General features: G+C 63.7%; 10 protein-coding genes. 5 read left to right on the top strand and 5 right to left on the bottom strand.

The window, feature by feature from the left end; genetic code table 11:
- Positions 1–53 precede the first annotated feature (53 nt).
- A complete protein-coding gene (hppD, locus tag LU493_RS09335) occupies positions 54–1,154 on the bottom strand; it encodes a 4-hydroxyphenylpyruvate dioxygenase (protein WP_275287517.1) in 1,101 nt (366 codons plus the stop codon).
- 565 nt (positions 1,155–1,719) lie between these two features.
- Between hppD and cfa the strand changes: the two genes are divergently transcribed.
- Positions 1,720–2,871, top strand: coding sequence for a cyclopropane fatty acyl phospholipid synthase (gene cfa / locus LU493_RS09340; RefSeq protein ID WP_275287518.1), 1,152 nt, complete (start codon positions 1,720–1,722; stop codon positions 2,869–2,871).
- 320 nt (positions 2,872–3,191) lie between these two features.
- The gene (locus LU493_RS09345; RefSeq protein WP_275287519.1) at positions 3,192–4,106 is read left to right on the top strand and encodes a GGDEF domain-containing protein; all 915 of its coding nucleotides are present in this window, start codon (positions 3,192–3,194) and stop codon (positions 4,104–4,106) included.
- Positions 4,107–4,144: 38 nt separating this feature from the next.
- Here the strand turns inward: LU493_RS09345 and LU493_RS09350 are convergent, their stop codons facing one another.
- On the bottom strand, positions 4,145–4,750 hold the full coding sequence (locus LU493_RS09350) for a hypothetical protein (protein ID WP_275287520.1): 606 nt from the start codon (positions 4,748–4,750) through the stop codon (positions 4,145–4,147).
- Positions 4,747–6,312 carry a sigma-54-dependent transcriptional regulator gene (locus LU493_RS09355; protein WP_275287521.1) on the bottom strand — a complete coding sequence of 522 codons (1,566 nt, stop codon included), beginning with the start codon at positions 6,310–6,312 and terminating at the stop codon, positions 4,747–4,749. The genes LU493_RS09350 and LU493_RS09355 overlap by 4 nt, the downstream gene beginning before the upstream one ends.
- A gap of 290 nt (positions 6,313–6,602) precedes the next feature.
- Between LU493_RS09355 and phhA the strand changes: the two genes are divergently transcribed.
- The 3 genes from phhA (at position 6,603) to LU493_RS09370 (ending at position 9,035) form a co-directional block, all read left to right on the top strand.
- Entirely contained in the window at positions 6,603–7,433 is an 831-nt protein-coding gene (gene phhA / locus LU493_RS09360; RefSeq protein ID WP_275287522.1) for a phenylalanine 4-monooxygenase, read from the top strand.
- A 75-nt stretch (positions 7,434–7,508) separates the two neighbouring features.
- Positions 7,509–7,847 carry a 4a-hydroxytetrahydrobiopterin dehydratase gene (locus tag LU493_RS09365; protein WP_275287523.1) on the top strand — a complete coding sequence of 113 codons (339 nt, stop codon included), beginning with the start codon at positions 7,509–7,511 and terminating at the stop codon, positions 7,845–7,847.
- Positions 7,848–9,035, top strand: coding sequence for an aromatic amino acid transaminase (locus tag LU493_RS09370; protein WP_275287524.1), 1,188 nt, complete (start codon positions 7,848–7,850; stop codon positions 9,033–9,035).
- 156 nt (positions 9,036–9,191) lie between these two features.
- Here LU493_RS09370 and LU493_RS09375 read toward each other — a convergent pair whose 3' ends face one another.
- Together LU493_RS09375 and LU493_RS09380 are read right to left on the bottom strand one after the other, a co-directional pair.
- Positions 9,192–10,451, bottom strand: a complete 1,260-nt coding sequence (locus LU493_RS09375; protein WP_275287525.1) for a D-amino acid dehydrogenase — start codon at positions 10,449–10,451, stop codon at positions 9,192–9,194.
- 197 nt (positions 10,452–10,648) lie between these two features.
- Positions 10,649–11,935 carry an MATE family efflux transporter gene (locus LU493_RS09380; protein WP_275287599.1) on the bottom strand — a complete coding sequence of 429 codons (1,287 nt, stop codon included), beginning with the start codon at positions 11,933–11,935 and terminating at the stop codon, positions 10,649–10,651.
- Between the last annotated feature and the right edge of the window lie 55 nt (positions 11,936–11,990).

The following is an 11,990-nucleotide window of genomic DNA, read 5'->3' on the forward strand; positions in this document are numbered from 1 at the left end:
GCCTAACGCCCAGCCCCCGCCGTCGCTGGCGGGGGTTGTCGGGAAGTCACGGGTCAGTCGTCCTTGAGTACGCCACGACGAATCTGATCTTCCTCGATGGATTCGAACAGGGCCTTGAAATTGCCTTCGCCGAAGCCATCGTTGCCCTTGCGCTGAATGATCTCGAAGAAGATCGGGCCGATCACGGTCTTGGTAAAGATCTGCAGCAGGACGCCCTGGTCGGGGCCGCCATCCACCAGCAGGTTCAACTCGCGCAGTTCCTCGAGATTCTCTTCATGATTGGGCACCCTGGCGTCGACCTTCTCGTAATAGGTCTCCGGGGTGGTCATGAAGGTGATGCCCTTGGCCTTGAGCGCACGCACCGTGGCATAGATATCATCGGTGGCCATGGCCAGATGCTGAATGCCCTCGCCGTTGTATTCGCGCAGGAACTCGGCGATCTGGGACGTATCATCGGCAGATTCGTTGATCGGAATGTGCATCTTGCCGCAGGGCGCCGTCATTGCTCGGGAATGCAGACCGGTCTTCTTGCCTTCGATATCGAAATAACGATTCTCGCGGAAATTGGCGAGACGCGTATAGAAATCCGCCCACACATCCATCTGGCCCCGATCGACATTGTGGGTCAGGTGATCCAGCACCTGCAGGCCGGCGCTGTTGTCGCTCGCACTCGTGCCCGGGATCGGCTCGAAATCGATGTCATAGATACTGCGACCATCGCCGTCCACCTTGTGGTCGACGAAGTACAGCAGGGAACCACCGATACCCTCGACGGCCGGAATCCCCATCTCGCCGGGGCCGACCTGCACGTCCACGGCCTTGGCACCGGCTTCGACGGCATGCTCGAACGCCTGCTTGGCATCGGCGACACGCCAGGCCATCGCACAGGCCGACGGTCCATGCTTGGCGGCGAATTCGGCGGCATGGCTACCAGGTTCGGCATTCAGTACGAAATTGATGTTCTCCTGCTGGAACAGGCTCACTGCCTTGGAACGGTGGCGGCGTGTTTCGGTAAAGCCCAGGGTCAGGAACAGCGAGCGCAGGGCCTCGAGGCCCTCGTCGGTGGGCGCGGTGTATTCGACGAATTCGAAGCCATCGGTACCGATGGGGTTGGTCTTGCTGATGGTCCGGGGCGTCTGGGCGGGAGCGTTCATGCATCCTCCGATGTCGGTTGTGGTTGTATCGGCTGTGGCCGTCATGCCGGGCACTCGGCCCTGAGATGCCTCCAGCCTAGTGCTCCCCCAACGGCGCCGGAATGCCGGATTCGCCGGTATCGGCCGGCACCGTTCGAGATCCTCCACCTCCTGTCGTAAAGATTATGTGACGAGCCCCTTTGCGGCCCGTTGCACCCCTTTTTCGTGTAACGAAAAGTTTACATGGCGTCACGCCAGGATGACACGAAGGCAGAGCCATCGCAGTTGAACCTGCCGAGAAGCCCCGGTGACATATCGGCGACAACGCTAACGGCGCGAGTTCCGGGCGCTCCCGGCCATGTGCTGCAGACGAATAAGTTTGCGTGCTAATATTAATTGCCGTGGCGCTGCATCGCGGGCCACCGGCATCCAGGCGGCTTTATATAGAAGGTCAAAAGGGTTGATTACCAAGAACAATTGGGCCTGGTCTACGCTCATTACTTATAACGGGGTCCTATCGGACCAGATGCAGCACCCCGGCCCGGTACACTCTCCCACTCGCGTCTGAAGGACCAGGAGGACTTCCATGACCAGCGAACCGCACCTTGGACCCGTTGCCCTGCCCGACTCGCGGGCTCGCCATACCGTCGAGAAACTGCTGGACGGCTCGGGCGTTTCCCTGAACGGACACGCGCCTCAGGATATCCAGGTCTATCATCCCGATCTCTTCTCGCGCGTCCTGCGTCAGGGCACCCTGGGGCTGGGAGAGGCCTACATGGACGGCTGGTGGGAAGCCGATCGCATCGACGAGATGGCGCATCTGATGCTGCGTCACGGGCTGGGCGAACACGCCAAGACACGTTCGGAACGCTTGAAGTATCGCCTGCAGTCGGGGGCCATCAACCTGCAGAGTCGCGCCAGGGCGTATATCGTCGGCGAGGCACACTATGACCTCGGCAACGACCTTTTTCAGCGCATGCTGGACGACACCATGTGCTACTCCTGCGGCTACTGGAAGCACGCAAGCAATCTGCACGAGGCCCAGGTGGCCAAGCTCGATCTCGCCTGCCGCAAGCTGGATCTGAAGCCCGGCATGCGGGTTCTGGACATCGGATGCGGCTGGGGCAGCTTCGCCGAACACGCCGCACGCCATTATGGTGTCGAGGTCACCGGCATCACCATCTCACGCGAGCAGGCCGAACTGGCCCGAGAGCGCTGCAAGGGGCTGCCGGTCGAGATCCTTCTCGAGGACTATCGCGACCTGGAAGGGACCTTCGACCGCATTGTCTCGATCGGCATGTTCGAACACGTCGGCCACCGCAACTACGCCACCTACTTCGATACGGTGCAACGCCTGCTGGCGAAGGACGGCCTCTTCGTCCTCCACACCATCGGCTCCAACAAGTCGGATATCGGTGCCGACCCCTGGATTCATCGCTATATCTTTCCCAACGGCGTCCTGCCGTCGATCAAGCACATCGCCAATGCCAGTGAAGGCAAGCTGTTGATGGAAGACTGGCAGAACTTCGGCGCCGACTACGACCATACCCTGATGGCCTGGCTGGCCAACGTCGATGCTCACTGGCACGAGATCGCCGACCGTTACAACGAACGCACCCGCCGGATGTTCCGCTATTACCTATCGGTCTGTGCCGGCGCTTTCCGGGCCCGGGACCTGCAACTCTGGCAGGTCGTCTACTCACACCGGCGGGATGGTCGCTACGATGCCCCTCGCTGACACCTTCCCCCTCCGCTTGATGGCCTGGCTGGCGAACGTCGATGCCTACTGGCGCGGGATCGCCGGTCACTGTCCATGAACGAGCCTGCCGGAATCCGGTCCTTTCCCCCCGACACCATTGCTCATTTATGCACAATTTGTAGTTGTTATCCTACAACTGTTGCGGGATGCTCGATGCGATCCCCCAGCGTATTATGGCGAGCCGAGGTTGGCGCTCGACACCATTTCCTGTTCTCGGGAAAAGGTGTGACGTCACGTCGAACAACAGAAGAATGACGACACCTTTACCTGTACGCAGCAGGAACCACAAGGATTACCGCATGTCACCCACCGATGTCATGCCCGATACACGATGCCCCGACTCGCACACCCTGATGTTACTGGCTGAACGGCTCCCCGGACTGCTTTTCCAGCTACATCGCAGCGAAGATGGCCACCTCCACTTTCCCTACCTCGTCGGCAGTGGCACGCGCCTTCTCGATGTAGCGCCGGAACAGCTTGCCGAGGATGCCACCCCCGCTCTCCAGCGACTCGACGAGACCGACTACCCTCGCATGATGGCGTCGATCGAGCGTTCCGTACGCTGGCAAACGCCGATCATGGGCAAGTTCCGGCTGACCACGCAGGATGGTCAGAGTCGCTGGATCGCCGTCCGCGCACAACCCGAACAGGTCGAGTCCGGCGTACTCTGGCATGGCATGATGCTGGATATCAGCGAACAGGTCGCCGAGGAAGATCGCCTGCGACAGCTCTCGGATACCGATCCCCTCACCGGCCTGGCCAACCGGCGCAAGCTTCTGAAGCGCCTGGACGAGGAGATATCATTGAGCAATCGGCATGCCATCCCGCTTTCCTTGATGATGCTCGACCTGGATCACTTCAAGCACATCAACGACACCTGGGGCCACCTGCAAGGCGACGATGTGCTGGCGAGCCTGGCTCGACATGCCCGGGACCTGCTTCGCGAAGAAGATCTCATGGCACGCCTGGGCGGTGAAGAGTTCGCCCTCGTGCTGCCCCTGACGCCACGCGGCAACGCCGAGCGGCTCGCCGAGCGACTGCGTCGTCACATCGCCGATCATGACTTCGGCATCGGCCCCGGCAACGTGACCGCCAGCATCGGTATCGCCGAGCACCGGGTCGGAGACGCCCGCGACGTCCTGCTCGAGCGTGCCGACGAAAACCTCTATGCCGCCAAGCGTGGAGGCCGGAACCAGGTCATTTCCAGCCGCTGATGCCCTTTTCCTGTGTCGCCGCCATCACGCACGCCGGCTCATCGCCGACACGCCCACTGCGTCGCCAGATGAACGGGCAGATACAACAGCAATGGCCAGACCAGCATCAAACCGATCAGATAGACGATGGGGTCGAGCAGGCTCTGCGGTGCCCCGAAGGGACCGTGCACCCAGTTGACGTTGCGCCAGGGCTCGGTCAGCAGGAAGGCGGCCGGTACCGCCAGCCAGGTCAATGCGGCCTGCCAGACGAACGCTCGGGGCGCATAGCCCAGACGCACGACCCCCGCTCCGGCGACCAAGGGCAGGATCAAGTGGTAGAGCGACAGCAATCGCACGCCCAGTGGCGTGTCGGCGTCGAACATGTACTCGGTACCACCGATGGGATGCCATCCGGAAACCCAGGCGATACCCGCGTCCAGCGCCCAGAGACTCCCCACCAGGGCGGTGGCCAGCCATTGCATGGAGACAATCAGCCGACTCTCGGCCCACAGGCCCACCAGCAACAGGAAGTTGGCCAGATTGCATAACCAGAGATAGTTCTGGACGCCGACCTTGACGGCTACCGCCGGCGCCCAGAACAGGATCCACAGCGTGAAGGCCACCTTCAGCCACAGGGGCAGACGCCCCCGGTGAATGACATTCATGTCCCCTCTCCCCCACCGAGGCCATGGCGCTTGAGCTTGTTGGCAATGGTGGTGTGCGAGACACCCAGGCGTTTCGCCAGTTGACGACTCGACGGGTTCTGAGGATAGAGGGTGGTCAGCACCCGACGCTCGACCTCACCGAGGATATCGGCCAGCGAGCCGTCCAGATCGATACCGGCCAGGCCCGGCGCCTGTCCGACGTCGGGCAGACGCAACTGACCGGGCTCGATGGTTCCCCCCTCGCACAGCGAGACGGCCTGGAAGAGCACATTCTCCAGTTGGCGCACGTTGCCTGGCCAGTGATAGGCAGTCAACCGCGCCACGGCAGCCGGCGACAGGCTCGGCAGCGGGCAACCGATCTGTCGCGCGGCGCGATCGACGAAGTGTCCGGCCAGTGCCTCAATGCCATCCAGGCAGTCGCGCAAGGGCGGCACCGTCAGGGTGAGCACATTGAGGCGATGATACAGGTCCTGACGGAATCGCCCTGCACTGCAGAGGCTCGGGAGATCCTGTTGAGTGGCGCAGATCACTCGCACGTCCAGATAGGTCTCTTCATCGCTGCCGACCCGCCGGAAGCCACCATCCTGAAGGAAGCGTAGCAGCTTGACCTGCATGCGCGGGCTGGTCTCGCCCACCTCATCGAGGAAGATGGTGCCGCCGGCCGTCAGTTCCAGCAGGCCGAGCTTGCCCTCCGGACGTGCGCCCTCGAAGGCGCCCGGGGCATAGCCGAACAGCTCGGTCTCGGCCATGGATTCCGGCAGCCCGGCACAGTTCAGCGCCATGAAGGGAGACTGCCCCCGTGCGCTGGCCAGGTGACAGGCTCGAGCCAGCAGTTCCTTGCCGGTACCGGTCTCGCCCTGAATCAACAGGGGCGCGTCCAGCGGCGCCATGCGTCGAGCCTCGCGGATCAAGGCCTCGAGTCGGGGGCTCGATTGAAACAACGACTCGAACCCCCGCGACTCCTGACGCTGTACCTGATAGATGCGCTCGCCGATACGATCGGCACGATGCAGCGTGACCACGGCACCGGCCAGCGAGGCCACATCCTCGAGGTTCTCGCGATGCAGCGGCGCGATGTCGGCGAGGTAGGTGGCGTCATGCAGGCGAATGCGAAGCCCGTTGACCCGGGCATTGTTGCGCCGAATCAGTGCCGGCAGGTCCAGGTCGGGCAGATAACGGTCCAGCGACAGTCCCGGCACCTCGTCGACGCGCACCCCCAGCAGTTGGCCGGCGGCGCGATTGGCCGCCACCAGATGCCCCTCCATGTCGATGGACATCACCGGGTCGGAGAGCGACGACAGGAGTGCATCGAGCTCGAGATGGCGGCGCTCGCTGGGCATCAGACTGACGCGGCGCACACCGAACACTCCCGGCACCTGCTCCAGTTCGGGCCTCAGCGTGGTGAGCTGGGCATTGAGCAGGTTGGGCACATGCAGGTAGATGGCATTGCCATGTTCTCCACCGACCTCGCCATGGGCCACATTGAGCCCGTAGTCGGCAAAGTGGGCAACGATATCGCGCAGAATACCGATCCGATTCTGGCAATGAAATCTCAAGCGCATGGGGGTCTCTTCGATCGGAAAGCGAGCGACGCGACATTCGGCGTCAGGGCGATGTGACTGGAGTGTCAAGATAACGTGACAGGTCGCCCATCACAACGTGCGACATCTCACGCCGCCCCGTCAGGAACGTCCATCAAACCGATGACCGTAACGTTTTTCTTACACTTCTTGCCCCGCCGACACGCCCATCGGCCACGCACGGTACTGCCATCCCGGCGTCGCGGTGCCTAGACTCGAGGACACTCCATTCCCTGGGGCCACAACAACCTCAATCCGCCGCGGGAGACCCCATGAAGGCACACGACGACCAGATCACCAGCAAGACCGGGTACCGGGTCCACATGCCGGACGACAACGGACACATCGCCTGGTCGACACGCGAGAACGCCACCTGGCAGACCCTTATGGAACGACAGCTCGCGCTGGTCGAAGGGCGCGTCTGCCAGGAATACCTGGATGGCCTCGAACGCCTGGCGCTACCGGTCGACCATGTCCCTCAGCTCGCCGACATCGACCGTGTCCTCAAGCCCGCCACCGGCTGGGAAACCGCCCAGGTTCCGGCACTGATCCCCTTCGACACCTTCTTCGAGCTGCTCGCCGCCCGGCGCTTCCCGGTGGCCACCTTCATCCGCGCCCCGGAGGAGATGGACTACCTCAAGGAACCGGACATCTTTCACGAAATCTTCGGCCACTGTCCGATGCTCACCAACCCGGCCTTCGCCGAATTCACCGCCACCTACGGCCGTCTGGGGCTGGAGGCGACCCCCAAGGAGCGCATCTACCTGGCACGGCTTTACTGGTTGACCGTCGAATTCGGCCTGGTCGATACCGCCGAGGGGCGGCGCATCTATGGCGGCGGCATTATCTCCTCGCCCAAGGAGACACTGCACGCCCTGTCCGACACCCCGGTCCATGCGCCCTTCGATCCCATGGATGCCCTGCGCACTCCCTATCGCATCGACATCCTGCAGCCGCTCTACTACGTGCTGGACGGCCTGGAAACGCTGCATGACCTGTCGGAACGCGACATCATGGGCATGGTCCACGATGCCATGGAGCTCGGCCTGTTCGAACCGCGATTTCCCCCCAAGCCCAGGCCGGCCGACGTCGCCAGCACTTGAACGAGCCGCGGGCCCTTGAGTCCGCGGCCCGGCATCCCCAAACAATCCAGGACACCCCGACAACAAGGAGCCATCATGAGCGAGCTTTCCGAACAGCAGTGCGAGGCCTGCAGCTGGGACGCCCCCCACGTCACCGAGAGCGAGATCGAGCAGTATCGCCGCACCATCCCCGAGTGGCAGATCGTCGAGCGCGATGGCATCATGCAACTGGAGCGGATCTTCACGTTCCGCAACTTCCGGCAGGCCCTGGCGTTCACCAACGAGGTCGGCGACATTGCCGAGCAGGCGGGGCATCACCCGGCGCTGCTGACCGAATGGGGCAAGGTCACCGTGACCTGGTGGTCCCATGAGATGAAGGGCCTGCACAAGAACGATTTCATCCTAGCCGCCAGAACCGACGAGGTAGCGAAGTAAATGTTCGAGCAAATTGAGCGGGTCCCCGGGGATGCCATCCTCGGGCTCATCGAGGCCTTCAAGAAGGACACCAATCCCCAGAAGGTCGATCTCGGCGTCGGCGTCTATCGCGACGCCCAGGGCAATACCCCGGTAATGCGCGCGGTCAAGGACGCCGAAGCCCTGCTGCTCAAGAACGAGTCCACCAAGACCTACATCGGTTCTCATGGCGACCCGGCCTACGGTGAGGTCATCCTGCCGATGGTGCTTGGTGAAGACTCGCCGGTGCTCGAGGCCGGTCGCGCCAGCGCCACCCAATCGCCCGGCGGTACCGGCGCCCTGCGTCTGGCGGCCGACTTCATCGCCACCCAGTTGCCGGGCAAGGACGTCTGGGTCAGCGACCCGACCTGGCCGAACCACCTGGGCATCTTCCCGGCGGCCGGCATCACGCTGAAGAAATACCCCTACGTCGACGCCGAGAACCGTCTCGACTTCGACGGTATGCTCGCGGCCCTGAAGCAGATCCCCGAAGGGGACGTGGTGCTGCTGCACGCCTGCTGCCACAACCCGACCGGCTTCGACCTGTCGCGCGAACAGTGGCGACAGGTGCTGGAGGTGCTCAAGGAGCGCCGCCTGCTGCCGCTGGTCGATTTCGCCTATCAAGGCTTCGGCGAGGGGCTGGACGAGGACGCTTTCGGGCCGCGCCTGCTGGCCGAGAACCTCGACGAGGTCATCATCACCAGCTCCTGCTCCAAGAACTTCGGCATCTACTGCGAGCGCACCGGCTGCTTGATCATGATCGCCAAGGACGCCGAGCAGAAGGAGAACGTGCGCTCCCAGGTGGCCATCGTCGCCCGCGAGAACTACTCCAACCCGCCGGCCCATGGCGGCGCCATCGTCTCCGAGATCCTGCACTCGGACGAACTGACCGGCGTGTGGCGCGAGGAGCTCACCGAGATGCGCGACCGCATCAATACCCTGCGTCGTGAGTTCGTCGAGGCCCTGAAGCCCTATGGCCTGGATCAGAAGTATGCCCACGTGGCCGAGCAGCGCGGCATGTTCTCCTATACCGGCCTGACGCCGGACCAGGTGGACCGCCTGCGTGACGAATTCAGCATCTACATGGTGCGCTCGGGCCGTGCCAACGTGGCCGGTTTCTCTCAGGAGAACCTGCCCTACCTGGCCAAGGCGATCGCCGCGGTCAACTGATCGACCGACACCGTTCGGAACCAGAATGCCCGGGTCGAGACCCGGGCATCCTGTGTCGAGGTGGCCACGCCACGATGAGCGGTGCATCACCACGCGAAAACGGCCCACGGGGATTCCCGCGGGCCGTTTGTTCGTTGCCGGACCCGATGTCGACGATCAGGCCGCGTAGCGCGATACGTCGAGCCCCTGCGGGTCGATGCGTGGATCGCGCGCCGCCATCAGATCGGACAGCAGTTGGGCACTGCCGCAGCTCATGGTCCAACCCAGGGTGCCGTGACCGGTGTTGAGCCACAGGTTGTCGTAGCGAGTGGCACCGACGATCGGCGTGGAATCCGGGGTCATGGGCCGCAGCCCGCTCCAGAACTCGGCACGGTCGACATCGCCCCCTTCGGGAAAGACATCGCGCACCACCATGTCGATGGTCGCCCGACGCCTCTCCGGCAGGCTCAGGTCGTGGCCAGCCAGCTCGGCGGTACCGCCTACGCGGATCCGGTCGTCGAAGCGCGAGATGGCCACCTTGTAGGTCTCGTCCATCACCGTGGACTGGGGCGCCCCGCCGTCGTCGACCACCGGCACGGTCAGGCTGTAGCCCTTGACCGGGTAAATCGGCAGGCGGATATCCAGGTCCTTGACCAGCCGCGGCGAGTAGCTGCCCAGGCAGACCACGTACGCATCGGCGGTGAGCTCGCCGGCACTGGTGAGCACCCCCTCGACGCCGGCATTGCCGCGGCGAATGCGCTGGATATCGACACCAAAGCGGAAGGTGACGCCCAGGCGCTCGCGGCAATAGTCGGCCAGTCGGTTGGTGAACAGATGACAGTCGCCGGTCTGGTCATCGGGCAGATGCAGACCGCCGACGAACTTGCCGGGCACTCGGGCCAGCGCCGGTTCCACGGCCTTGATCGCCTCGGCATCGAGCAGATCGTGGCGCACGCCGCATTGCTCGAGGACCTTCATGTCCTTGGCCACGGCATCCACCTGGCTGTCATGACGGAACAGTTGCAGCAAGCCACGCTGGCGATCCTCGTAGCGGATGCCGGTCTCGGCGCGCAAGGCGTCGATGCAGGCCCGGCTGTGTTCGGCGACACGCACCATGCGCTCCTTGTTGACCGCATAGCGCTCGGCGTTGCAGTTGCCGAACATCTTCATCATGAAGCGCGCCATGGTCGGATCCATGCGCGGCTGGATCTTCAGCGGCGCGTGCTCCTGGAACATCCACTTGACCGCTTTCCGGGGAATGCCCGGCGCGGCCCAGGGCGAAGAGAAGCCGAAGGACACCTGGCCGGCATTGCCGTAGCTGGTTTCCATGGCCGGCGCCGACTGACGATCCACCACGGTGACCTCGTGGCCCTGCCGGGCCAGATAGTAGGCGCTGGTGACGCCGACCACGCCGCTGCCGAGAATCAGAACCTTCATGCTCTCCCCCTTCGTTTGTGCTTGTTGCCATGGACGCGAGGCGCCCGGATGTCGCTCCGGCGCCTCGGGAGAGCAGTATAAAGACGATGATCAAGGCATTTATTCTGTTTTTACCTATTTATTCACTATTAAAAATCAAAAATTATTTACCTAGTAGTCTGAAAAAACGAAAAGAACATATTCTGTAGCACAAAAAACTACACAGATTCTGCCGCCATGCGCCGCGGACTGGAGAGCACCCGGCGCAGCAATCCCCAGGCCGCCAGGCCGGCCAGCAGATTCCCCAGGGCCGCACCGACCGCCAGCCCCGTCAGACCGGCCAGCCAGGCGCCGCCCCATAGGCAAGGCAGATAGAACACGAACAGTCGCGCCGCGGACATCAGCATGGCGCGCAGTGGCCAGCCAAGGGCATTGCCGGCGGACACCACCAGCATGCAGACCCCCAGGGCCGCATAGCTCGGCAGCATGAATCGCACCAATATGGCCAGATCCCCGCGCACGTCGGGGTTACCCGACAACGCCTGAGCCACCCAGGGCGAGGCCACGGCCAGGATCAGTCCCAGCGCCAATTGCCAGACCACCACGACCCGCAAGGCCAGGCGTAGCAGACGATGTACCTGCGCCCAATCCCCGGCGCCGTAACAACGTCCCAACCAGGGCGGCAGCGACATCGTCATGGCCAGCACGACCATCAAGGAGACGGTCTCGAGCCGGTTGGCCAGCCCCCAGGCCGCGACCTGGGCCTCGCCCAGGCCTGCCACCGCCGAGATGGCAAGCATCGCCGCCAGGGGCGGCATCAACTGGCTGATCATCGCGGGGCCGGCGATACCGGCGAAGGGCCGGAACGAAAGGCGCAGCTCGCCCATGAGGCCCTGGCCCGTCAGCCAGCCTCGCCCTGCCAGTCGCCCCCCCAGTATCACCAGCCCCAGGGCGAAGGCCAGCACCGTGGCGATGGCCGCTCCGGGCAATCCCAGACCGGGCCAGGTGCCAACGCCGAAGATCAGCAAGGGATCGAGCGCCAGATTGGCCAGGCTGGTCGTCACCATCAGCACCCCCGGCAAGCGCGTGTTGCCATGGGCGCGGAACAGGCTATAGCCGAAATACAGGCAGGCCCCCAACCAGGCAGCGAGCAGTTGGGGGCTCCAGTAGGCCCGAATCAACGCCAGGGATCCGGGCTCCGCTCCGAGCCGCAGGAAGATGGGCGCCTGAGCCCACCACAACACCAGTGCCAACAGCGCGATCACGCCGGTGCCACTCAATAGCACCAGGCTCCCCAGGCGTCTCGCCCTGGTCGGCTCGCCCGCGCCCAGGGCACGCGATATCAAGGCGGCGATGGCGATGCCCATCCCCACCTGGACGCCGATGATCAGAAAGCTCAGCGGAAAGGTAAAGGACTGCGCGGCGAGAGGGGCCGTACCCAGCCGCGCGATGAAGGCGCTGTCGACCAGCTGGAAACCGAGCAGGGACAGCACGCCAATGGCCATCGGCCAGGTCTGGCGCCATAGCGCCACGCCCAGCGATGGCGCAGGGGTCGTATCG

The sequence above is a fragment of the Halomonas elongata genome, from assembly GCF_029081005.1.
Classification (GTDB): Bacteria; Pseudomonadota; Gammaproteobacteria; order Pseudomonadales; family Halomonadaceae; genus Halomonas; species Halomonas elongata_B.

Coding starts and splice junctions, on each gene's coding strand:
- hppD (WP_275287517.1), bottom strand. CDS start 1,154: ATGAACGCTCCCGCCCAGACGCCCCGGACCATCAGCAAGACCAACCCC.
- cfa (WP_275287518.1), top strand. CDS start 1,720: ATGACCAGCGAACCGCACCTTGGACCCGTTGCCCTGCCCGACTCGCGG.
- LU493_RS09345 (WP_275287519.1), top strand. CDS start 3,192: ATGTCACCCACCGATGTCATGCCCGATACACGATGCCCCGACTCGCAC.
- LU493_RS09350 (WP_275287520.1), bottom strand. CDS start 4,750: ATGAATGTCATTCACCGGGGGCGTCTGCCCCTGTGGCTGAAGGTGGCC.
- LU493_RS09355 (WP_275287521.1), bottom strand. CDS start 6,312: ATGCGCTTGAGATTTCATTGCCAGAATCGGATCGGTATTCTGCGCGAT.
- phhA (WP_275287522.1), top strand. CDS start 6,603: ATGAAGGCACACGACGACCAGATCACCAGCAAGACCGGGTACCGGGTC.
- LU493_RS09365 (WP_275287523.1), top strand. CDS start 7,509: ATGAGCGAGCTTTCCGAACAGCAGTGCGAGGCCTGCAGCTGGGACGCC.
- LU493_RS09370 (WP_275287524.1), top strand. CDS start 7,848: ATGTTCGAGCAAATTGAGCGGGTCCCCGGGGATGCCATCCTCGGGCTC.
- LU493_RS09375 (WP_275287525.1), bottom strand. CDS start 10,451: ATGAAGGTTCTGATTCTCGGCAGCGGCGTGGTCGGCGTCACCAGCGCC.
- LU493_RS09380 (WP_275287599.1), bottom strand. CDS start 11,935: ATGGCCATTGGCGTGCTGTCCCTGCTCGGTTTCCAGCTGGTCGACAGC.